Origin of the sequence: Mediterranea massiliensis (assembly GCF_900128475.1) — a bacterium.
Taxonomy (GTDB): Bacteria; Bacteroidota; Bacteroidia; order Bacteroidales; family Bacteroidaceae; genus Bacteroides; species Bacteroides massiliensis_E.
The window spans coordinates 397,868-421,104 of record NZ_LT635838.1 but is presented as its reverse complement, the minus strand read 5'-3'; the positions used below and the strand labels follow the sequence as shown (position 1 = coordinate 421,104).

Sequence of the window (23,237 nt, the reverse complement as noted above, 5' to 3'; positions counted from 1 at the left end):
TCAATATTATTAAAGAGATCATTGAAATACTGTCAAGAATGAATCGTTAAGGGGTAAGAAAAGTGATGAAAAATATATGATAAATAGCTGAAAATAAAGCATGAAAGTATTGCATAATTTGTTGATTATTAGTAAATTAGAAGTATCTCACCACTTTTAATTATGACCAAAGAATCACTCCTTATGCAATACCAATCCGAGTGCAGGAATGCTCTCGAATCAGTTGTAAATATAAGCAAATCTTTCCAGAAAGTATTCATGGATGCAATAAAATTGTTCATGGCCATACCTGACCGCATCAATTTCCTACAAATGGGACGATATGGATGTTTCTCAGAACAGACATACCGAAACAATTTTGAGAATGATGGCTTTGACTGGTTTTCCTTCAATGAAGCCATCATTAGAGAACACCTTAAAGGTGGTCGTAAGGCGATAGCCGTTGATCCGTCTTTCATTCCAAAATCAGGCAGCAAAACGCCATGGATTGGCTATTTCTGGTCCGGTTGTGCCGGTGAATACAAACGCGGACTGGAAATAACCGGTATTGGAGTTATAGACGTTGACAACCATGAATGTATGACTTTGGGTTCTGTACAGACACCTGACAACGCAACGCTGGAAAGCTGTGAGAAGAATCTTGTTGACTGGTACAGCTCTTACCTTATCAGCATACAGGAACAGCTGAAACGTATTTCTGGCACAGTCGTATGTGATGCGTTCTTTTCAAAGGCAACTTTCATCAAACCATTGTACGATAACGGTTTCCACGTAATAAGCCGTTTCAGGAATGATGCCGTATTGTTTTATCCCACCTTAGAAAATAGGACAGGAAAACGCGGACGTCCAAAATTACATGACGAGAAAATTGACTTTGAAAATCTGGACATCACAAGATGTACCGAGTACAAAGTGAACAAGGGTAAACTTTACGGACTGAAAGCATACTCCAAAGCGCTCAAACGCTTTGTGAGCCTGGCTGTATGGTATCCTATGGATGGAACGGACAAATGGCAGCTGTATTTCTCTACGGACGAAACACAGAACGCACAGGATGTTCTGGACTTTTACAGGACACGTTTCCAACTCGAATTTTGCTTTCGTGATGCCAAGCAATATGCCGGAATAACAAACTGTCAGTCTACAGACTTCAGGAAACTGGCATTTCACTTTAATGCATCACTTGCAGCGATAAACCTTGCCAAGGCTGCCTGTAAGAGGATGGGAATAAAATATTCCATATCATCATGCAAGTCAGTCATACACAATGCTTACATGCTTGAACGATTTATTCACGTGTCTGGGATTGAACCAGACACGCATTTAATTGACAGACTTTTCAAAGAACTCATTTTATTTACTGCCAAAGCCGCTTAGGCTAGGCTAATGGTTAACGAACTATTGTATAATGGATACGTGTGAAAGTGTGTTTTTACTCAAGGCAGGATGTTGATTTCTACGGGATGCTCCAGCTCGTCTTTCCATTCCTGCAGATAGGCGAACCACTCTTCGGCGGTGGAATAGCCGAAGGTCTCCTTGCGCGAGGTGAACATGGTGTAGTGGTGGAAGCCTGTCTGGCCGGGAGCCGAGAGGGTGTACAGATAGTTGTCGGCGTCCTTCACCTCCTGGAGGACGTACTTCCGGGGGATGTAGGTGGCGATGCCGATGGTTTCCTTGGCATACTTCACCGTGTCTGTCACGGGCCAATGCCTGCCCCAGCTGCCTGCCAGGCCCTGATGGTCGGAGTAGGCCACGGTTTCGTTGCCCATGATGTCCTGTACACCTGTACAGAAGACTTCATTCCGGAGGGGACGGGCAAAGGTCGTCTCGATGCGCAGGTCGCGGTGGCCGGCATAGAGGAGGTAGCGTTGCGTCATCGAGAGTTCGCTTCCCTGATAGGCCCATCCCTTCACTTCCACCTCGACGACGGTGCGTATGGGGCCACTTGCCAGGATGCGTTCGGTGCGGCTGGCTATCGGCTTCACGTGCGTGGCCTTCTGTCCGTCCCAGCCCTTGAGAGTGCCTACGCCGCAACTGTTGCCCACGAGGAGCACGTCGTCGCCGAAGCCTTGTGCCAGCTGGGCATCGTTGGGATAGAATTGGCTTTTCTCCAGCTCCAGTCCCTTGTTGAATTTGCCATAGGGGTCAATGGTCTGTTTCTCATTGAAATAGATGCGGTAGCCCACCAGCTCCGATTCGAACATGGGGCCGTGGCCGTAGAGCATGTTGTAGAAGTTTGTGGTGCCGGGTACGGTGATGGATTGCACAGGGGCATGTTTGCCTTTCTTGGCGTCGCGCACCAGCATTTGGGCGAACACACGGGGCGGATAGGTCTTCTGAGTCTTGGTGGCCGAGAGGGTGACCGTCACTTGGCGGATGCCGCGGGCGGGCAGGTCGATGACGAATGCCAGTTCGTCGGGCAGGAGGTCTCCGTCCAAGTCGTCCAGTTGCGAGGGTATTTCCTGGCGGGCGTCCCTGACGACGGCCGAGCGTATCGGGAAACCTGCCTGCAGGTCGGCCAGGCGGATGACGGCAGGAGCGTCCTGGCGGGCCTTGTCCCATGTATTCTTCAGTTCGACCGTGAGGGTCAAATCCTCCTGGGCCGAGGCACAGAGGGCCGCGAGCCACAGGAGGCTTGTCAGAAGGAAGGTGTATCTTTTCATCATGTCCGGGTGGAGGTTATTGGTCGTGATAGGTTTCTCCGTTGACTTTCACGTCTTTGGAGTCCTTGACTTGCAGGACTTTCCCTTGGGTCTCGACCTGGGCGTTGTCGATGGTCACGTTCTGGGCCTGGCTGATGACGATGCCTTGGCGGGCGCCGTTGATGACCACGTCCTTGATGCCGATGTTGCGGATGGGCATTTCGGGCAGCCCGTTGAAGAACATGGCTCGGCCCACGTTGCTGGCGGTGATGTTCGAGATGTAGATGTCACGGAAGGCAGGCGTCTCCTCGGTGACGGGAGGTACGGAAGCCTTCATGCGGTTGGCCAGTTCCTCTTCGCTCTCTTCGCCGGCTCCCTTGCCACCATAGAAGAGGTCGAACAACAGGGCTTCGTGGGGGATGTCAATCATGTTGATGCGGTCGATGTGGATGTTTTCCACCACGCCGCCGCGTCCGCGGGTACTCTTGAAGCGGAGACCTACGTCGGTGCCCAGGAAGGTACAGTCGGACACGTAGATGTTCTTGACGCCGCCCGACATCTCACTGCCCACCACAAAGCCGCCGTGGCCGTGGAGCACGATGTTGTTCTTCACGATGACATTCTGGCAGGGCTCTCCGCGTCTGCGTCCGTCTTCGTCCTTGCCCGACTTGATGCAGATGGCATCGTCGCCCGCATCGAAGGTGTTGTTCACAATCAGGGCGTTGGTGCACGACTCCAGGTCGAGCGCGTCGCCGTTTTGCGAGTACCAGGGGTTGAACACCTTGACGTTGTCGATGGTGATGTGTTCGCAGGACAGGGGATGCAGACACCAGCTGGGCGAATTCTTGAACGTAACTCCCTGGAGCAGAACTTTCTTGCTCTTGACGATGTTCAGCAGTACGGGGCGGAGCCACGGGCGTATTTCGTTCCATTCTTCATCGGTCTCGATGCCCACGGGATTGTTGAACTCCTTGCAGGCCTTGGCACCCTTGAGCGAGCCTTCGGTGGGATACCAGACGTCGTCCTCCACTACGCCGCCCGTAGCAAGGAGGGCTTTCCATTGCGAGGACGTCATCTTGCCTTTCTTCACGGGACGCCAGCTGTCGCCCGAGCCGTCGAACACTCCGTAGCCGGTGATGGCGATGTTCTCAGCATTGCGGGCCGAGATGGGCGACTGGCAACGGCGGGTGTCAAGCCCTTCGAACGAGGTCTTGATGATGGGGTAGGCGTTGAAGTCGTCGGTGAAGAGCACCAGCGCGTTCTTCTCCGTATAGAGGTTGACGTTGCTCAGCAGCTCGATGGGGCCGGTGAGCCACAATCCTTCGGGGATGACCACCTTGCCTCCGCCCTTCTCGTTGACGGCTTTGATGGCCTCGTTGATGGCCTTGGTATTCAGAGTCTTGCCGTCGGCCTTGGCGCCGAAGGCGGTGATGTTGACGCTATAGTCGGGGAAGGTGGGTTGCACCACTTGTGGCATGTCGAAAGGCACGCCCTGGTAGAGGGCGTCGTACGTGCCGCTTGAGTCGGGGCGGGTGTCAGCTTGCTGGGCGCAGGCCATGGAGAGCCAGGCGCATGCAAGCACCAATAATTTCTTGAGAGGTGTGTTCATTCGTGATATCATTTAAAATTTTACCAGGGCAAAAGTATCGTTATGACCCTATTTTGTTGTGTACAATTTGTTGATTTTGGTGGATTTTTTGTCAATCGGACACTTTCTTTCCCCGTTTTTCAAGAAACTTACGGGGAAACTTCCTATCTTTGCGGCGTGAATTTTATTAAATAGGTATGAGTTACAATTTATTGAAAGGAAAAAGAGGCATCATTTTCGGTGCTCTGAACGAGCAGTCCATTGCCTGGAAGGTTGCAGAAAAAGCTGTTGAAGAGGGTGCAACCATTACATTGTCCAACACCCCCGTAGCTGTCCGCATGGGCGAAGTTTCTGCCCTGGCCGAGAAGCTGCATTGCGAGGTGATTCCCGCCGACGCCACCAGCGTGGAAGACCTGGAGAACGTGTTCAAACGCTCCATGGAAGTGCTGGGCGGACAGATTGACTTTGTGCTTCACTCCATCGGAATGTCTCCCAACGTGCGCAAGAAACGTACGTACGATGACTTGGATTACGATATGCTGAACAAGACACTGGACATCTCGGCCGTGTCTTTCCACAAGATGATACAGACGGCCAAGAAGCTGGGCGCCATTGCCGATTACGGCTCCATCCTGGCCCTGAGTTACGTTGCCGCCCAGCGTACTTTCTACGGCTACAACGACATGGCTGATGCCAAGGCCCTGCTCGAGTCCATCGCGCGCAGCTTCGGCTACATCTACGGACGTGAGCACCACGTGCGTGTCAACACCATCTCCCAGTCGCCCACGATGACCACCGCCGGTTCGGGCGTGAAGGGCATGGACAAGCTGTTCGACTTTGCCAACCGCATGTCGCCGCTGGGCAACGCTTCGGCCGACGAGTGTGCCGACTATTGCATCGTGATGTTCTCCGACCTCACCCGCAAGGTCACCATGCAGAACCTCTACCACGACGGCGGTTTCTCCAGCGTGGGTATGAGCCTCCGTGCCATGGCTACGTATGAGAAGGGTCTCGACGAGTACAAGGATGCCAACGGCAACATCATCTACGGATAAACTTTTTTAATTGAGAATTGAAAATTGAGAATGGAGAATGAAATGGAGAATGATTTTTTCATTTTCAATTTTCAACTCTCCATTCTCAATTCACTTAATGGAAACCGCACTCTATCTCCTGCCCGTCACCCTGGGCGACACTCCGTGGGAAAAAGTCCTACCTATATATAATAAGGAAATCATAGCGGGCATCCGCCATTTCATTGTGGAGGACGTCCGTTCGGCCCGTCGCTTCCTGAAGAAAGTGGATAGGGAGATGGACATTGACGCCCTGACTTTCTATCCGCTCAACAAGCATACGTCGCCCGAAGACATCTCCGGCTACCTGAAGCCGCTCGAGGGAGGTTTGTCCATGGGAGTCATTTCGGAAGCAGGTTGTCCGGCCGTGGCCGATCCGGGTGCCGATGTAGTGGCCATCGCCCAGCGTAAGGGCTTGAAGGTGGTGCCGCTGGTGGGCCCTTCGTCCATCATTCTTTCCGTGATGGGTTCGGGCTTCAACGGACAGAGCTTTGCCTTCAACGGCTACCTGCCCATCGAACCGGCCGAGCGGGCCAAGAAACTGAAACAGCTCGAGCAACGCGCCTATGCCGAGCACCAGACGCAGCTCTTCATCGAGACGCCTTATCGCAACAACAAGATGCTGGAGGATATCCTTCAGAACTGCCGCCCGCAGACGCGCCTGTGCATCGCGGCCAACATCACGTGCGAGGGCGAGTTTATCCGCACACGCACCGTTAAGGACTGGAAGGGACATACGCCCGACCTGACCAAGATTCCCTGCATCTTCCTGCTCTATCCGTGATTTTCGGGGGCGGGCGTCCGCTTGCCGCCGCATTCGTCGATGAACGAGAATACGCGGTTGTATTCGTCCTCGAAGCATCGGGCGAAGAAGTTCTGCCCCAAGTTTTGTTCAATCTGCTGGATGGTCCATAGTTTGCCGCTCTGTGCGGCCTGCCGTCCCAGCTGGCTTTCGTGGTCGAGGGTCAGGGTGAAGACATACACCAGGCGGTGGGTCACTTCGTTTTCCAAGGTATATTTGAAGTTGAACTTGAGTTCCTGTAGAGGTACTTCGGGGAGTATCTGCCTGACCAGCCGGCAGATGCCCTGCTTCAGTGTTTCGCCGTAGTGGAGGCATCCCTCGACGGGCAGGTCGGTCTTGCCCTTTTCGAAAGCGGTGTCCTGGGAGCGCGGGCAGAGGTAGAGCATGCCGTTCAGCGTGACGGCCACGCGTACGAAGGGCACCATGTAGGGCTGGCGTCTGGACAGGGCGTCGGTGGCCAGGGCTTTGCCCGTCACGTCGCCCCGGTCGTTGACGATGGGTACAAAGACCGTCTGCTTCATCAGGCGGTTGAAGTAGCTGATGCCCAACTGGTTGAACAGGATGCTGAGCACGAATACCATCGGCGGCGCCACGTGGTGGAGGAGGAAGTCCGACTCTCCACGAAAAGGTGTCCGCGTGACGAGAAGAACCAGCAGGTGGAGGGCTCCGAACAGGAGCACGATGCGGGCCGACACGACGGTAGCCTCGATGCTTGCGGCGGGCGAACGGTTGCTCCCGCGGGCCGCTGAGGTGTAGTGGGCCACGAGGGCGCGGCGGTTCAGGTAGAAGGCCAGTATCAGCAGGAGGGTGCCGGCTTCGAGGGTGAAGGGATACCATTGCGGCAGGCAGCTTTCGGCGTACAGCAGGTGGGTGGCGCTGAGCAGCACCAGCATGGCGGTGTTGCCATAGAGCAATATCTGGGGCAGGTGTTCCCCTTTCTGCAGGAAGGTGTAGACCGAAAGGGCCACGCCCAGCAGGGCGCCCGTATAGATGGCCGTGCCCAGCGGGGCCACTTCGGACAGAAGCATGGAAAGCAGAACGGGTATGAAGCCCCACGCCATGTTGTACTTGAACGATAGGATACTTTGTCGGCTCATGGTTGTCTCTCTTCTTTCCTTTTTAAACAAAAAAGAGGCGGAGTTGTTCACCCGCCTCTTTCTGCTTGTTTCCGGTCATTTCTTGAGGTAGCGGAGCGATTTCTCCGCGTGGTAGGACGAGCGCACCAGCGGTCCGCTCTCTACCTGCGTGAAGCCTTTGGCCAGGCCCGTTTCTTCGTAGCGCTTGAACTGGGCGGGGGTGACGTACTCGGCCACGGGGTAGTGGCGGTGCGAGGGTTGCAGGTACTGGCCGATGGTCATGATCTGGCAGCCGGCAGCCCGCAGGTCGTCCATCACTTCCTCCACTTCGGCGGGCGTTTCACCCAGGCCTACCATGATGCCCGACTTGGCCGTGATGCCGCTGGCGGCTATCTGGCGGATGACGTCGAGGCTCGTGTCGTAGCGGGCGGCGCTGCGCACCAGGGGGCTGAGGCGGCGCACGGTCTCCATATTGTGGCTGATGATGTCGGGCCGCGCTTCGATGACCTGCTCCACCAGCTCCCCGCGCCCCTGGAAGTCGGGTATCAGCACCTCGAGGGTGGTGTCGGGGTTCAGGCGGCGTATCTCACGGATGGTCTGTGCCCAGTGGGAGGCGCCCAGGTCGGGCAGGTCGTCGCGGTCGACGGAGGTGACCACGGCATGCGAGAGCTTCATCAGCCTCACTGACTCGGCCACGTGCGTGGGTTCCTGCGGGTCGAGGGGCAGGGGGCGTCCCGTGGGCGTGTTGCAGAACTTGCAACTACGGGTGCAGATGTTGCCGCCTATCATGAAGGTGGCCGTGCCCCGTCCCCAGCATTCGCCCATGTTGGGGCATCGGCCGCTGCTACAGATGGTGTGCAGGCAGTGCGACTCGACGATGCGTTTCGTCTCGGTGTAGCGTTCGTTGGCGCCGATGCTTATCTTGAGCCATTCCGGCTTGCGTACTCGTTCCATTTCAAGAATTGAGAATTATTTTCCCATTAACCATTGATTAAAGAATTCCGTCAGCCGCGTGTACAGGTGCATGCGGGTGTTGCCGCCGAAGATGCTGTGGTTGCGGTTGGTGTAGACCTGCATATCGAACTGCTTGCCCAGCTGGACCAGGTGTTCGGCATACTCGGCACAGTTTTGGTAGTGCACGTTGTCGTCGGCCAGGCCGTGTACCAGCAGGAGGCGTCCGTGCAGCTTGTCGGCGCGGGTGAAGGCCGACGATGCCTTGTAGCCCTCGGCGTTCTCCTGCGGTGTGCGCATGAAGCGTTCGCCATAGACGGTGTCGTAGTAGTTCCAGTCGGTCACGGCCGCCACGGCCACGCCTGCCTTGAATACGGGGGTACCCTCGCTCATGCTCATGATAGTCATGTAGCCGCCGAAGCTCCAGCCCCAGATGCCGATGCGGTTCTTGTCCACGTACGGCAGGCTGCCCAGGTAGAGGGCCGTCTCCACCTGGTCGCGGGCTTCCTTGACGCCCAGGTTCAGGTAGGTGCACTTCTCGAAGTCGGCACCGCGTCCGCCCGTGCCGCGTCCGTCCACGCACACTACAACGTAGCCTTGCGAGGCCATGAACGTCTCCCAGCTGATGCCGAAGGCGTCGGTCACTTCCTGCGAGCCGGGGCCGCTGTACTGGTATTGCAGGGCGGGATATTTCTTGGAAGGCGAGAAGTCGGTGGGCTTCATCATCCAGCCGTTCAGCCGGGTGCCGTCGGTGGTGGTGAAGCTGAAGAATTCCTTCTTCGGCAGGTTGTATTCGGCCAGCAGGTTGCGGAGCTTCTGGTTGTCCACCAGGGTGGTGAGCACCTGTCCGCGGTTGTTGTTCAGCGTGATGACCATCGGCGTGTCGAGGCTGGTGTAGCGGTTGAGGTAGTACTTCATGTCGGTGCTGAACTGGGCCGAGTTGGTGCCCTGCTGCGTGGAGAGCTTCAGCTTCTTGCCCTTGCGGTCGGTCTTGTAGACGGCGGTGCGCAGGGGGCTTTCCTCGTTGCTGGTGTAGTAGAAGGAGCCTTCCTGCGGGTCATAGCCCAGGAATTCCTTCACCTCGAACGGGCCCGAAGTGACCTGCTTCACCAGGCTGCCCGACAGGCTGTACCAGTACAGGTGGTTGTAGCCGCTGCGCTCGCTGACGAAGCTGAAGTGGTCGTCGTAGAAGCGTATCTGGTCGAAGACGTTCTCCTTGATGTACTTGTCGCTCTCGTCGCGGAGCACCAGCTTGCAGACGGTGCTGCGCGGGTTGGCCATGTACAGGTCGAGGCGGTTCTGGTGGCGGTTCAGGGTCATGATGGCCAGCTTCTCGGGGTCGCGGGTGAAGCGGATGCGGGGGATGTATCCGTCCTCGTCCACGGGCACGTCGATCTTGCGGATGACGCGGCTCTTGATGTCGAACGTGTGGACGCTGACCTTCGAGTTGGCTTCGCCCGTCTTGGGGTACTTGTATTCATACGTGCCGGGATACTTCTCGTAGGCCGCAATGTGGGGCTTGTCGCCGGCAAAGACGGGGAAGGAATAGGACTTCACCTGGCTCTCGTCCCAGCGCACGAAGGCCAGCATCTTGCTGTCGGCGCTGAACTCCAGGGCGCGGTTGTAGGAGAACTCCTCTTCGTACACCCAGTCGGGCGTGCCGTAGATGACCTTGTTGCGTTCGCCGTCCTTGGTCACCTGGCTCTCGCTGTTGCCGAAGTAGCGCTTCACCAGGAAGATGTTGTTGTCGCGTACGAAGGCAATCATCGAGCCGTCCGGCGAGAAAACGGGCACCTGTTGCGGTCCGCCGTCCGAGAGCTTCTCCACCACGTTGTTGATTTTGCCCTCAAGGTTGCGCTTCAGGCTGTACAGGTAGTGCACGGCCGTGTACGAGCGGCGGTAGATGGGCGTCGTCTCGGTGGCGATGAGCAGCATCGAGCCGTCGGGCGAGAAGCTGTAGCTGTCGAAGTGCTTGAAGGGGCACTCGCGGGCGGTGGTGGCGTCGAACAGCACTTCCACCTGCTGTCCGGTCTTGAACGAGTATTTGATGATCTGCGTCCCTTCGGCGTTCATCTGCGAGTAGTGCTCGCCGTCGCCGGGGATGGGGATGACTCCGTAGATGTTCTCCGCGCGGAACGTGCCCGTCACGACGTCTTTCAGTGTGAGCGGCTTTCCGCCTTGAGCGTAGGCTGCCAGCGTCAGGAGGCAGCAGAGCAGGGTGATGAGGATTTGCTTCATGTCTCTTTTTGTTTTTTTTTGCAAAGATAAGCCACATTCGGCCGAAAGCCAAAAAAGAGCCTCCGTTAAGGTTTAAAAATCTGTTAACAAAACGAGGATTGCGTGTTAATAAAACTAACATGCTGGTTTTCAGTCGGCTGCACGGTGCTTTCGTGCGGACAAAGCGGTGTTTTCTTTTCCGGAGGGAGGAGACACCGGATTCTCGTCATATTGTCTGCTGAATTCAGGAAAAGACACAGTGCACACCCTTACATTACAAAACTTACAATTGACAATTAGTAAATTTGGGTAATTGGAAAAGAGTGAGTATAGAACTTATTATATATATTATATATATAATATATAATATATATAATAAAATATATTTACATCTTTTTTCTCCGGCTAAAAGCCAAAATGGATAATTTTCAATTGTAAGTTTTGTAATGTAAGGGAATTGATGATTGTTGTTGCTGATTTCCTGCGTTTTGTCTGTTTTCTTCTACAGGGCGTGGCTGTCTTGTCATCGAACCCGGGGCGGAAAAGAGGGCTGTTGCAGTTCATTTTTAGCTTGCGGAACGTTGTTTTTTGCCCCGATTTGCTGGAAACTTCTGATAAAATACCGTAACTTTGTGGCTCGATTTTGAAATGTAACTGATACGAATATGGCAGCAAAACCTTGTATTCCGAAAGGAACCCGCGACTTTTCGCCCGTAGAAATGGCGAAGCGCAACTATATATTCAACACCATCCGCGACGTGTACCACCTCTACGGCTTTCAGCAGATAGAGACGCCCGCCATGGAAATGCTTTCTACCCTGATGGGCAAGTATGGCGAAGAGGGTGACAAGCTCCTGTTCAAGATACAGAACTCGGGCGACTACTTCTCCGGCCTGACCGATGAGGAACTGCTCAGCCGCAATGCCTCCCGTCTGGCTTGCAAGTTCTGCGAGAAGGGCTTGCGCTACGACTTGACCGTACCCTTTGCGCGCTACGTGGTGATGCATCGCGACGAGCTGACGTTCCCCTTCAAGCGCTACCAGATACAGCCCGTGTGGCGTGCCGACCGTCCGCAGAAGGGACGCTACCGTGAGTTCTACCAGTGCGACGCCGACGTGGTGGGCAGCGACTCCCTGCTCAACGAGGTGGAGCTGATGCAGATTGTGGACACAGTCTTCAGCCGCTTCGGCATCCGCGTGTGCATCAAGATCAACAACCGCAAGATATTGACCGGCATCGCCGAAATCATCGGTGAGGCCGACAAGATAGTGGACATCACCGTGGCCATCGACAAGCTGGACAAGATAGGCCTGGACAACGTGAACGCCGAGCTGCGCGAGAAGGGCATCGGCGACGAGGCCATCGCCAAGCTGCAACCCATCATCCTGCTCAGCGGCTCGAACGAGGCGAAGCTGGCCACCCTGAAAGAGGTGCTGGCCGCCAGCGAAACGGGCCTCAAGGGCGTGGCCGAGACGGAGTTCATCCTGACCACCCTGAAGGCGCTGGGACTGAAGAACGAGCTGGAACTGGACCTGACGCTGGCCCGCGGACTGAACTACTACACGGGTGCCATCTTCGAGGTGAAGGCGCTCGACGTGCAGATAGGCAGCATCACCGGCGGCGGACGCTATGACAACTTGACAGGCGTCTTCGGCCTGGCAGGCGTGAGCGGCGTGGGCATCTCGTTCGGTGCCGACCGCATCTTCGACGTGCTCAACCAGCTCGACCTCTATCCGAAGGAAGCTGTCAACGGCACGCAGCTCCTCTTCATCAACTTTGGCGAAAAGGAAGCGGCTTTCTCCATGCAGGTACTGGCGCAGGTACGTGCGGCAGGCATCCGCGCCGAGATTTTCCCCGACGCCAGCAAGATGAAGAAACAGATGAGTTATGCCAACGCCAAGGGCGTCCCCTTCGTGGTGCTGGTGGGCGAAAACGAAATGAACGAAGGCAAGGTGACGCTGAAAAACATGGAAAGCGGCGAACAATGCCTGCTGACACCCGCCGAACTGGTGGCCGCTGTACGTCGGTGAGCGGAAAAAAACAAAAATACTATTAAAAAGGAGCGGAATACGCTCCTTTTTTCGTATATTTGTCATGCACGTGTAAGGGGAATGTAACATCGTGGCACTACCTTTGCACCGGTATAACCAAAGAGAGAAGGAGGTAAGTATGGTTTCCATCCAGTTGAACGAAAACAAGCACAATCTGCTGATTGGCGTCATTATGGCTGTTGTGGCCGTCCTGTTCCTATTATATATGGGCAGTTCGATGGTCAGGTCCACCAAGGCCTTCTGGGAAGAAAGTGGTATAGAACGTCTGCTCCAGTAATCGGGGCGGACGTTTTTTTCGGACGTCGGCGGACGGACTACCGCCATTTTGGCAGTACTGCCCTGCCAAAAATGGTTTGGCACACTTTTCGTATATACTCTTTCGCTTGCCACAAGCAGGCGGATAAACGAAAAATAAAAGTATAACATATAAAACGAAAAGAACTATGAACATTAGACCATTGGCAGACAGAGTTCTGATACTCCCTGCACCCGCAGAAGAGAAAACAATCGGTGGTATCATCATTCCTGATACAGCCAAAGAGAAACCCTTGAGAGGCGAAGTGATTGCAGCCGGCAACGGTACGAAAGACGAAGAAATGGTATTGAAGGCAGGCGATCACGTACTCTATGGCAAATATGCCGGTACGGAAATCGAACTCGACGGCACGAAGTACCTGATTATGCGTCAGAGCGACGTACTCGCCATTCTGGGATAAATCATCAATTTTTTCAATCATCAATTTTAAAATCTGAATTAGAATTATGGCTAAAGAAATATTATTCAACATTGATGCCCGCGACCAGTTGAAGAAGGGCATCGATACACTGGCAAATGCCGTAAAGGTAACCCTGGGCCCGAAAGGCCGTAACGTCATCATCGAAAAGAAGTTCGGTGCTCCCCACATCACCAAGGACGGTGTGACCGTAGCCAAGGAAGTGGAGCTGGCCGACGCTTATCAGAATACCGGCGCACAGCTGGTGAAGGAAGTCGCTTCGAAGACTGGCGACGACGCAGGTGACGGTACAACAACCGCTACCGTACTGGCTCAGGCCATCGTAGCCGAAGGCTTGAAGAACGTGACGGCCGGTGCCAGCCCGATGGACATCAAGCGCGGTATCGACAAGGCCGTTGCCAAGGTCGTTGAATCCATCAAGTCGCAGGCCGAAATGGTAGGCGACAACTACGACAAGATCGAGCAGGTAGGTACCGTGTCGGCCAACAACGACCCGGTTATCGGTAAGCTCATCGCTGACGCCATGCGCAAGGTTTCCAAGGACGGTGTCATCACCATCGAGGAGGCCAAGGGTACCGACACTACCATCGGCGTGGTAGAAGGTATGCAGTTCGACCGTGGTTATCTGTCGGCCTACTTCGTAACCAATACCGAGAAGATGGAGTGCGAGATGGAGAAACCCTACATCCTGATCTACGACAAGAAGATTTCCAACCTGAAAGATTTCTTGCCCATCCTCGAACCCGCCGTACAGACAGGCCGTCCGTTGCTGGTCATCGCCGAAGATGTAGACAGCGAAGCGTTGACTACCCTGGTAGTGAACCGTCTGCGCAGCCAGCTGAAGATTTGCGCCGTCAAGGCTCCGGGCTTCGGCGACCGTCGTAAGGAAATGCTGGAAGATATCGCCGTACTGACCGGCGGTGTAGTCATCAGCGAAGAGAAGGGCTTGAAGCTGGAACAGGCTACCATCGAAATGCTGGGTAGCGCCGAGAAGGTAACCATCACGAAGGACAACACGACCATCGTGAACGGTGCCGGTGCCAAGGAAAACATCAAGGAGCGTTGCGAGCAGATCAAGGCTCAGATTGCCGCCACGAAGAGCGACTACGACCGCGAGAAGCTCCAGGAACGTCTGGCCAAGTTGTCGGGCGGTGTGGCAGTGCTCTATGTAGGTGCCGCATCCGAGGTTGAAATGAAGGAAAAGAAAGACCGTGTAGACGATGCCCTGCGTGCCACACGTGCCGCCATCGAAGAAGGTATCGTGCCGGGCGGTGGTGTAGCCTACATCCGTGCCCTCGACGCCCTCGAAGGTCTGGAAGGCGACAACGCCGACGAAACGACCGGTATCCACATCATCAAGCGTGCCATCGAAGAGCCGCTCCGCCAGATCTGCGCCAACGCAGGCAAGGAAGGCGCCGTGGTTGTTCAGAAGGTTCGCGAAGGCAAGGGTGACTTCGGCTACAACGCACGTACTGACGTGTACGAGAACCTGCATGCCGCAGGCGTAGTAGACCCCGCCAAGGTTACTCGTGTAGCCCTGGAGAACGCCGCCTCCATCGCAGGCATGTTCCTCACCACCGAATGTGTCATCGTCGAGAAGAAGGAAGACAAACCCGAAATGCCGATGAACGCCGGTATGGGTGGCATGGGCGGAATGATGTAATCAGCCGATTCCCCTGATTGGTCGAAATATATTTTCAGCCGCGGTGTCTTGTCGCAAAGATGCCGCGGCTTTTTTATTTTATTTAATCATGCGTGAGCCGTTTTGGCTCGTAGTTTGTTATAGGTATATCAGAAACAAAAAACTCATAGACTATGGCTTTTATTGATTATTATCAGGTGTTGGGAGTGGACAAAACGGCATCGCAGGACGACATCAAGAAGGCGTACCGCAAGCTGGCGCGCAAGTTTCATCCTGACCTGAACCCGAACGACCCCACGGCCAAGGAAAAGTTTCAGGCCATCAACGAGGCAAACGAGGTGCTGAGCGACCCCGAGAAGCGTAAGAAGTACGACGAGTACGGCGAGCACTGGAAGCATGCCGACGAGTTCGAGGCGCAGAAGCAGGCCCGCCAGCAGGCAGGCGGCTTCGGAGGCTTCGGCGGCGGACAGGGCTTCCACACCGACGGCAACGGCACCTATTGGTATTCGTCCGACGGGCAGGAGTTCACGGGCAGCCATGCCGGCGGATTCTCCGACTTCTTCGAGGAACTCTTCGGACATCGCGGTAGGAGCGGAAGGAGCGCGCAGGGAGGCTTCCGCGGCCAGGATTACCAGGCCGAACTCGACCTCTCGCTCCGCGACGCCGCGCAGACCCACAAGCAGGTGCTCACCGTAGGCGACAAGCAGGTGCGCATCACCATCCCCGCCGGCGTGGCCAACGGGCAGGTCATCAAGCTCAAGGGCTATGGTGCCCCCGGCATGAACGGAGGACCTGCGGGCGACCTCTACATCACCTTTGTCATCCCCGACGACCCCGTGTTCAAGCGGCTGGGCGACGACCTCTATGTCGACGTCAACACCGACCTCTATACGGCCCTGCTGGGCGGCGACCTGCTGGTCAATACCCTGGACGGGCAAGTCAAACTGAAGGTAAAGCCGGGTACGCAGAGCGGCACCAAGGTACGCCTCAAGGGCAAAGGATTCCCTGTCTACAAGAAGGAAGGCCAGTTCGGCGACTTGATAGTGACCTACCACGTCCAGTTGCCTACCAACCTGACAGAGGAGCAGAAGGAAATGTTCCGTAAAATTCAGCGTATGAACTAATTAAAAAACACTACCGTTATGCAGAACGAATTGATAGTTGTCAGCGATTATTGTGACAAGTGCCACATAGAGCCGTCGTTCATCGACCTCCTGCAGGAAAACGGGCTCATCGACCTCCTGTTCGACGAGGGCCGTCCCTGCCTCACCTTCTCCCAGCTGCCCGACGTAGAGCGCTACAGCCGCATGTACTACGACCTCTCCATCAACATGGAGGGTATCGATGCCATCCATCACCTGCTGGAGCGCATGGAGGACATGCAGCGCGAGATACGCGACCTGCGCACCCGTCTGCGGATGTTCGAGTAAGGCAGAGGGCGGGGGCACGCATCAGAGTGCGCATGCGTTGCCTCCGCAATACTCCTGGCTGGGCTTTCCGTTGTATTCGGGGTGGCGCTCCAGCCAGCGCACGGCATACGAGCATGTAGCTACGCAGGCATATCCCTGCTGGCGGGCATAGTCGTAGGCAGCCTTGACAAGCGCCGAGGCGATACCCCGCCCTTCGAGCGGTTTGGGGACGATGGTGTGGCGGATGTCGAGCGCGCCGTTTTCGATGCGGTAGGCCACATGGGCCGTTTCGCCCTCCTGTGTCAGGGTGAAGCGATGCTGCTGGGGTTGGTGCTGGATGTCCATGATGCTTTGATTTTTATTGGATATATATAGATGCAGGCAAAGATAAGGTTTCTTCCCGGAAAAGCGAGGCGGAAGCCTGAAAAAAGAAAGTGCCTGGATGGTAAAGTGGAAGAGAACAGAAGTCACGCGAAGGTGGCTTGTGTTCTCTTTTTTTGTTGTCCGGACACTTCTTTTCTTGCCCCATGTTGAAGCCATTTCTTTCTTTGTATGAATTCGAAAACGTTTGCTGATGTGCATCGGGGCAGTTTGGTAGGGTGGATAATGGTTGTTTGGAAGATTTTGTCTATCATTGCAAAAGGAAAAAAGAAAACAAACTATCATAAGCTATGAAACATCGTTATCTTACCCTCTTGGCCGTTCCCGTGCTGATGTCGTGCGGGGCGGCAGACAAGACAACTTCCATCCCGGCACTGACGGTTGACGAGCTGGGTGTGGAGGTCGCTCCCGAAGCAAACCGTGAATATTCCTACACCGACAAGAAGGCGGGCTACTGGTACGGACGCACGCATCAGGACGAGCCCACGGACTGGTATGCCGGCTGGAACCAGGCCAAGCGCCGCATCCTGTCGGACTATGCGCTGACGGTGGACGGTGCGCCCCTGTTGCGCCGCGATGCGCAGGTCTGCGTTTATCCCGACCGACTGGAGCGCCGCTGGGCGAATGCCGTCGAGACGCTGGCGATGGTGGACGACCGCGCCATTCTGAGCATCGCCGTAGACTCTGTGCAGGGCGACAGCATCGGTATCACCCTGAACGAAACGTTGCTGAAGGACGCCGAGCGTCGGGCCGATGCCCTCTGCTACACACCGCAGGAGGCGGATAGCAACCGTCTGAAGGTTGTTCCTTTGAATTCTGTTGCCATTAGTTTCAAGGGTAACCGCATGCAGGCACCCGCTTCGGCCGGAGGTTTCCTCATCGCCTACGGTACGGAGGCACATTGCGACTCGCTCATCGCCGGCTATCGGAAGGAGGGGGCGGACTGGCTGGCCCAGCGAAAGGCACGCATGAACCGCCTGGTGACCGAGAACAACCCGCTACACACCAACTTGCCCGAGCTGGACAAGGCTTTGGCTTGGATTACCCTGACCATGGACGAGCTCATCACCGAGCAGCAGGGTAAGGGCATCTATGCCGGCCTGCCGTGGTTCAACGAATATTGGGGCCGCGACATGTTCATCGCCATGCCGGGCGCCACGCTCGTCACGGGTCAGTTTGAAGTGACCAAGGACATCCTGAAGGACTTCGCCAAGTTGCAGGACCGCGACACGACTTCCGTCACCTGTGGCCGCATCCCCAACCGTGCCAACCTGGAGGGCATCCTCTACAACACCGCCGACGGCACGCCGCGCTACGTCATCGAGGCCGAGGAGTTGCTCCGCTACTCGGGCGACCGAAGCTTCCTGCGCGACATCTATCCCTCCGTCGTCCTCAGCATCGACCAGAGCCTACGCCACCACACCGACGAGAAGGGTTACCTGCTGCACGCTGATGCCGACACGTGGATGGACGTGAAGCGCAATGGCATTCCCGGCTCGCCCCGCGGCAACCGTGCCAACGACATCCAGTATCTGTGGTACAAGCAGCTGGAAGCGGGCGCTCACCTGGCCCGTCTGATGGACGACGCGCCCCACGCCGAAGTCTGGCACGAGGCCGCCGTACGCCTGGCCCGCAACTTCGAGGCTGACTATTGCAACAAGGACAGTCTTCTCATCTACGACCACCTGAATGCCGACGGCACCCCCGACCTCCAGTACCGCCCCAACCAGTTCTATTGCTTCGAGCTGATAGCCGACGATGATTTCAAGCAGCGCGTCACCTGCCGCGTGTGGGAGGAGCTGGTCTATCCGTGGGGTGTCGCCTCATTGGCGCAATGGGACCTCCAGTTCCATCCGCAGCACGAGAACTGGCACTACTATCATAAGGACGACGCCTATCACAACGGTACCGTCTGGTTGTGGAACAACGGCATCGCCATGCAGCGCATGATTGAGTACGGCCAGCAGGAGACGGCGTGGAAGCTCTTCCAGAACATGAACCACCAGGCCCTGCACGAAGGCGCCGTGGGTAGCCTCAGCGAGAATGCCGATGCCCATCCGCGCGAAGGGAAAACGTGGGCAGGCCGTTCGGGCACGTTCCTGCAAGCGTGGAGCAACTCCGAGCAGCTGCGCGTGTGGTACCAGTATTTCCTCGGCATCCGCCCCGACCTGATGAGCGGCACGGTGACCGTCGAACCCAAGCTGCCCGCCGAAATCACCGAACTGCAGACTTCGGTCAAGATAGGCCGCGGCACGCTCTACTATACGTATAAGGACGGCAAGTTTGATGTCCGCCTCGAAGGCGAAGATGCCCAGGTCAACCTCATCCTGCCACAGACCACCGCATCCAATCCGATATTTGACGGCGTAGACTTCTGCCAGCCCCGTCCGCTGGAGCACTACCCGTGTTTCGACACATACCACGAGGAGGCGTTGACGTACTGATTAATTTGACTCCTTTCCCCTGCTTAAACGATTGCTTTAGACTGGACAAAAGATACGTTTAAGCTGGGGAAAGGAGGAACTTCTTCAGACCTAACTACCTACTTGAGCGACGTAACTATGGACTTGACGGAGCTAACTATCTACTTTCTTTAATGATATATTTCAGTTTCGCCTGGCTGTAATTTGTAGTGGTTAATTATGTTTACATTCAAGGTGATGCTTTTTATATCCTATCAAAACCGCTTCGAATCCCGGTTTCAACCCTAACCCGCCTATGTTTCAAACATAAGGGTCGAATGTTTAAAACATAGCCCCCTTTGGTTTGAAACATTCTATAGTTGAGTTGTAGGAGTTTTTAGATAGAGGTTAGACAAAGTAAACTCGCTTTTGGTTAGATTACTTTATATTTTGGGCGATGAAGTGATTTTATACTCTCCTTTTGCTAACATCAGTAGGATAATCTTCAGTTCCAACAGGTAACCGTCATTAAAGCGATGGGCAATAGGGCGGGGCATGCGGCTGTAGACGAAGGTGTGGAGGAGTTCTTCGTCGTTTGTATTTTTACAAGGTATCTGTAATGTCAATATTTGATTCTACAGTTATATTGCACTAATGTCTTTTCGGCTATAATAGTAAATTCTCCCATTTGCTTTTTTCGTTTATTATATTCTCCCTGGCATGTTATTTGTATCAAACCGTTCCATGCGTCAAACCAGCAATGGGTAATGATAGCCTTGTTTTCCAACAATTTCACTTGTGGAAGTGAGAAATTGTTTCTGCATGCTTCTGTCAGTTCCTCTAAAATGTCGCTAGTTTCGCAGCACGCAACATTATGTATATCCTTTATCCTTTCTATATCGCTGGGCAGATTGATGAATAGTCGTGCTGCATATCCTCCATGCCATCTCATACCGATGATGTGATAGGTCTGTTGAAGCAGGTAAGCTTGCCATACTGCTTCCTCGTTGAATGGCAGCTGGATATGTAGAAACGGTTTTATGGGTTTTAATCTTTTTCTGAATTTGAATATAGGAATACCTGCTATCTTGACAGACTTTGTTACATAGCATTTGTTCCAGTTTAGTCCAAATACATAGAAGTGATTCTTCTCTTTGTTTTTATAGTTTTCGTCTTGAGGACGTTCTGAATTCTTGTTTCTGACATATAACCATAATACCGAGTTGGTCTGTTCGCGAGGACGGAAATCTTCAAGAACGTATTTGCTGTCCAATTTCAAATCGGGTAAATAGTCCAATAGCGGAGTCAAGTCTCTTGGCTCCGTTTTATAGTAGAATTGTTCGGCAAACTTTATATAGGTGTCTCCGATGTGGCTTAAAGAGAGGTTCTGGGAAGGCATATTAGTCTTTTTTATTATTATGGGTACGTAAAATGATTAAAAATAACGCAATGGCCACAATAATATCCACAATATTCCACATCGTTCTTCCTAAAGGGATTTTTATGAGAGGTTGAAACAGTACTGCTAAAGCTCCCCATGTCAATGCAAGATTTTCTTTCTTTTCCAAATAATATTGATAGGCCATTATACCAAAAACAATAGCACTACCATAACGGATTAAAACGTAATACCCATAAGGCATAGGTGCCAGGCATACCAGTAATGCAATGGCCAGGATGAATTGTATTTTTTGCATAATCATTCATTTTTTACTTATTAAACCAGCTAAGACAGCACAAATCAATGACCAAATATCACATATAATGCTACTTGAAATCCCCCAAACAAACATGAATTTTATTGCAGTCTAGAAACTGTGTGGGTCTATCCAATTCCACTACCATATTCCTGTTGCAATTACACATGCTACATAACCAATAATTGATAAACGGTCTCATTAGTGTCCAATAAAAATGGACGAGTTAAAAAATTAATCAAATAGTCCTTCAAAAAGGGGATAATCGAGTTCTTTGATATCGTTGAAATCAGTCTTATCGAACAGGTCACGTAAGTTCGTTTTGTCCGTTAGAGAGATGCTTAGAATCTGCAAAACTTCATAAGTTGAGCGTTTCAATTGCATATCGTGTTGGACAATAGCTACAAGACAGTATGTGATAATAGCTACACTGATTTGAATGCGGACAGCGTTTTCCGTTGTGCCCCAGAATCTTTTTATTTTAAGGTGCTGCTTTAGCCATTTGAAGAATAGCTCGATCAACCATCTTTTCTTATAGAGATTAGCAACGTCCAATGCAGAAATATGTGTTGCGTTTGTCAGGAAAGTGAACTCACGGTCACCCTCTTCATCGTAGTAACGAATGAATCGGAATGACTCGGTATATTTCTTCTCTGAGAGATATCCGGTCAGTTTCACTTCAGCATCTGTAAGTACATACTTAGGCATCCTACGCTTCCATTTAACCATTGTGTATTTCAAGTTCGTTTTAGCTCTGACAACGAAAAAGGAACCTGTCAGGTGTATCCTATATAGTTCCTTAAAAAAAGTCATAAGCCCTATCGAACATATAATAAGCATTTGGTTCATAATGGATTGAACACATCTCTGTAGAGTCGTGCTTCGATGCTGTGGTTACAGTATAGAAGGCAGGAACTTGTGCTTCAATGTCATATAAGACATGAGCTTTCACTCCTCCTTTCTTTCTTCGGAACTTCGCCCATGGAAATGTGGCTAGACACAACGGAATGGTTGTTGAATCAAAAGCGTACTTATTTCCTGGGATTTCCAAGATATTGGTCCCTCGCTTTTCGCAAGCTTCCTTCATTATATAGAATGCGAAGTCTTCAAAGATTCTGTAGTCACGATTCTGATTAGCATAAGCGAGAGTGGCTTTGGCTATTGGATGGCGTCCCAAACCAAGATGATACTGCTTAGCTCGGTGTGCTTCAAAAGCCACAATTAGGTCGCGAAGACTCTCACGATTGCTCAGTTGTCCGAACATCATAGCAAGCAGCTGATTCCAGCAGGTGAATTGCTTCACGTAGCGATTGCCATCATACTTGCGAACGAAGTTGTTGAACTGGGTTCTGTTCAGAAAAGCGGTAAGTTGAGCGAATACGTATTTATCTTGGTTCATAAGCGGCCTTCAATTTGACCGCTAAGCTACGAATTCAAATCCGTTTCATTCTAAAGGACTGCTTAAAAGACTGTATTTCAATAATTTCAAAGACCGATTAGCTAACTTTTATTGGACAGTAGTGAAACGGTCTATTAATCCTTGCATATCTTTTTACTCCTATAATTATTTTTCCAAATATATATTATCACAAATAAACCAATTAATGTCAGCAGGCTTTCTTGTAAGAATGTTAAATGTTGGAATCTTTCCGAAACAACCTTGTCTCCATTCGTTTCTAGAAACCAAACATATGAAATGTATTGCTTGATAAAGGCGTAAATAAGACCTAATATGTTTATAATCAAATAGTAATATCTGTTAATCTTTAGAGGCTTTAATATTTTCCAGAAAGTTCCATATTGTAGGAATAACCATACAATTATAGGAGGAATTATTGCAAATAATAAAGGTAATAGACTAGCAAAGAATCCCCATATGAAATTGGTAATAATGTAAAATATCCAATACATATTTATTGCTACAATAAATGCTACAATGTACCGTAGAACGTTTATTATAATATTCTTCATTTTTATAGCTGTAATAAATTATACAATATAAGCCAATATAAACAATACGATTCCTATCATTGCTGTGATTATCATATTGGTACTAAATCTTTCAGTTCTTCATTGTATCTTGACATTATTTCGTGGATTCTCATTCGTAAAAAAAGAAAGCTCTACATCAGGATATAGTTCTATCGCATTACAAATTTCATTCAAAGCGAGTTGGAATTGATTATTATCCCAATACTTTAACGCTTTTTCTTTTGATGCTTGATGTTGTTATGACTAATATAAGTTTAATTATGAGCCTTTCCACCACCAAAAATAATGCCTAATAATATCCAAATAAGCATAATCCACCACCAAATATTATAACCCGTAGTGTAGTTGTTGGCTTTACAAAGCACATCACTATCAAAAAAAGATCTAATCCAATTGGGTATGCAAAATAAACCATGCCATATCCCAGAATACCAAGTATAGGTTTTATCAGGTTCAATATCACATAGCCAAGCTGCTAAAGCACAGGCTATAGCTACAGGAATAGCTAAACAAATAACAATAGATAAGCATCCAAGTAAAAATTTCATAATTAACCGTAGTAACTTTCTAGTTCCTTGAA

Annotated in this window: 19 protein-coding genes and 1 pseudogene; 10 read left to right on the top strand and 10 right to left on the bottom strand. The window is 52.3% G+C overall.

Going from position 1 to position 23,237, the window contains the following annotated elements:
• Positions 1-162 precede the first annotated feature (162 nt).
• Positions 163-1,377, top strand: a complete 1,215-nt coding sequence (locus BQ7483_RS11705; RefSeq protein WP_072545385.1) for a transposase — start codon at positions 163-165, stop codon at positions 1,375-1,377.
• Positions 1,378-1,436: 59 nt separating this feature from the next.
• On the opposite strand, the gene BQ7483_RS11700 is transcribed toward BQ7483_RS11705, so the two are convergent.
• Together BQ7483_RS11700 and BQ7483_RS11695 are read right to left on the bottom strand one after the other, a co-directional pair.
• Positions 1,437-2,663 (bottom strand): DUF4861 domain-containing protein, encoded by a 1,227-nt coding sequence (locus tag BQ7483_RS11700; protein ID WP_072546243.1) that lies wholly within the window; start codon positions 2,661-2,663, stop codon positions 1,437-1,439.
• 16 nt (positions 2,664-2,679) lie between these two features.
• Complete coding sequence (locus BQ7483_RS11695) at positions 2,680-4,251, bottom strand: glycoside hydrolase family 28 protein (protein ID WP_022020011.1); 1,572 nt, start codon at positions 4,249-4,251, stop codon at positions 2,680-2,682.
• 176 nt (positions 4,252-4,427) lie between these two features.
• Here BQ7483_RS11695 and BQ7483_RS11690 point away from each other — a divergent pair, with 176 nt between their 5' ends.
• Together BQ7483_RS11690 and BQ7483_RS11685 are read left to right on the top strand one after the other, a co-directional pair.
• Entirely contained in the window at positions 4,428-5,285 is an 858-nt protein-coding gene (locus BQ7483_RS11690) for an enoyl-ACP reductase FabI (RefSeq protein WP_022020010.1), read from the top strand.
• A 97-nt stretch (positions 5,286-5,382) separates the two neighbouring features.
• Positions 5,383-6,087, top strand: coding sequence for an SAM-dependent methyltransferase (locus BQ7483_RS11685; protein ID WP_072546021.1), 705 nt, complete (start codon positions 5,383-5,385; stop codon positions 6,085-6,087).
• Here BQ7483_RS11685 and BQ7483_RS11680 read toward each other — a convergent pair.
• The 3 genes from BQ7483_RS11680 to BQ7483_RS11670 form a co-directional block, all read right to left on the bottom strand.
• Positions 6,078-7,202, bottom strand: coding sequence for a hypothetical protein (locus tag BQ7483_RS11680; protein ID WP_072546020.1), 1,125 nt, complete (start codon positions 7,200-7,202; stop codon positions 6,078-6,080). The genes BQ7483_RS11685 and BQ7483_RS11680 overlap by 10 nt on opposite strands.
• Positions 7,203-7,277: 75 nt before the next feature.
• A complete protein-coding gene (gene lipA / locus BQ7483_RS11675) occupies positions 7,278-8,135 on the bottom strand; it encodes a lipoyl synthase (protein ID WP_072546019.1) in 858 nt (285 codons plus the stop codon).
• A 15-nt stretch (positions 8,136-8,150) separates the two neighbouring features.
• Positions 8,151-10,370: a S9 family peptidase gene (locus BQ7483_RS11670; RefSeq protein WP_072546018.1), complete on the bottom strand. Its 2,220-nt coding sequence runs from the start codon at positions 10,368-10,370 to the stop codon at positions 8,151-8,153.
• 644 nt (positions 10,371-11,014) lie between these two features.
• On the opposite strand from BQ7483_RS11670, the gene hisS reads away from it, so the two are divergent.
• From hisS to BQ7483_RS11645, 6 genes are all read left to right on the top strand, one after another.
• Positions 11,015-12,379 carry a histidine--tRNA ligase gene (gene hisS / locus BQ7483_RS11665; protein WP_072546017.1) on the top strand — a complete coding sequence of 455 codons (1,365 nt, stop codon included), beginning with the start codon at positions 11,015-11,017 and terminating at the stop codon, positions 12,377-12,379.
• 91 nt (positions 12,380-12,470) lie between these two features.
• Complete coding sequence (locus tag BQ7483_RS17565; RefSeq protein WP_022019852.1) at positions 12,471-12,677, top strand: hypothetical protein; 207 nt, start codon at positions 12,471-12,473, stop codon at positions 12,675-12,677.
• 166 nt (positions 12,678-12,843) lie between these two features.
• A complete protein-coding gene (locus BQ7483_RS11660) occupies positions 12,844-13,116 on the top strand; it encodes a co-chaperone GroES (RefSeq protein ID WP_022019853.1) in 273 nt (90 codons plus the stop codon).
• A gap of 46 nt (positions 13,117-13,162) precedes the next feature.
• Positions 13,163-14,797, top strand: coding sequence for a chaperonin GroEL (gene groL, locus BQ7483_RS11655; protein ID WP_072546016.1), 1,635 nt, complete (start codon positions 13,163-13,165; stop codon positions 14,795-14,797).
• Between the two features lie 152 nt (positions 14,798-14,949).
• Positions 14,950-15,900, top strand: coding sequence for a DnaJ C-terminal domain-containing protein (locus BQ7483_RS11650; protein WP_072546015.1), 951 nt, complete (start codon positions 14,950-14,952; stop codon positions 15,898-15,900).
• An 18-nt stretch (positions 15,901-15,918) separates the two neighbouring features.
• Positions 15,919-16,206 (top strand): chaperone modulator CbpM, encoded by a 288-nt coding sequence (locus tag BQ7483_RS11645; RefSeq protein ID WP_072546014.1) that lies wholly within the window; start codon positions 15,919-15,921, stop codon positions 16,204-16,206.
• A 21-nt stretch (positions 16,207-16,227) separates the two neighbouring features.
• Here the strand turns inward: BQ7483_RS11645 and BQ7483_RS11640 are convergent, their stop codons facing one another.
• Positions 16,228-16,530 carry a GNAT family N-acetyltransferase gene (locus tag BQ7483_RS11640; RefSeq protein ID WP_072546013.1) on the bottom strand — a complete coding sequence of 101 codons (303 nt, stop codon included), beginning with the start codon at positions 16,528-16,530 and terminating at the stop codon, positions 16,228-16,230.
• Between the two features lie 326 nt (positions 16,531-16,856).
• Between BQ7483_RS11640 and BQ7483_RS11635 the strand changes: the two genes are divergently transcribed.
• Positions 16,857-19,010 (top strand): amylo-alpha-1,6-glucosidase, encoded by a 2,154-nt coding sequence (locus BQ7483_RS11635; RefSeq protein WP_235847351.1) that lies wholly within the window; start codon positions 16,857-16,859, stop codon positions 19,008-19,010.
• Positions 19,011-19,590: 580 nt separating this feature from the next.
• On the opposite strand, the gene BQ7483_RS11625 is transcribed toward BQ7483_RS11635, so the two are convergent.
• From BQ7483_RS11625 to BQ7483_RS17560, 4 genes and pseudogenes are all read right to left on the bottom strand, one after another.
• Positions 19,591-20,367: a hypothetical protein gene (locus BQ7483_RS11625; RefSeq protein ID WP_022019860.1), complete on the bottom strand. Its 777-nt coding sequence runs from the start codon at positions 20,365-20,367 to the stop codon at positions 19,591-19,593.
• Between the two features lies 1 nt (position 20,368).
• Entirely contained in the window at positions 20,369-20,665 is a 297-nt protein-coding gene (locus BQ7483_RS11620; RefSeq protein ID WP_022019861.1) for a DUF6804 family protein, read from the bottom strand.
• A gap of 234 nt (positions 20,666-20,899) precedes the next feature.
• Positions 20,900-22,064: pseudogene (locus BQ7483_RS18265) on the bottom strand (IS4 family transposase).
• Between the two features lie 847 nt (positions 22,065-22,911).
• The gene (locus tag BQ7483_RS17560; RefSeq protein WP_139247641.1) at positions 22,912-23,205 is read right to left on the bottom strand and encodes a hypothetical protein; all 294 of its coding nucleotides are present in this window, start codon (positions 23,203-23,205) and stop codon (positions 22,912-22,914) included.
• Positions 23,206-23,237 lie beyond the last annotated feature (32 nt).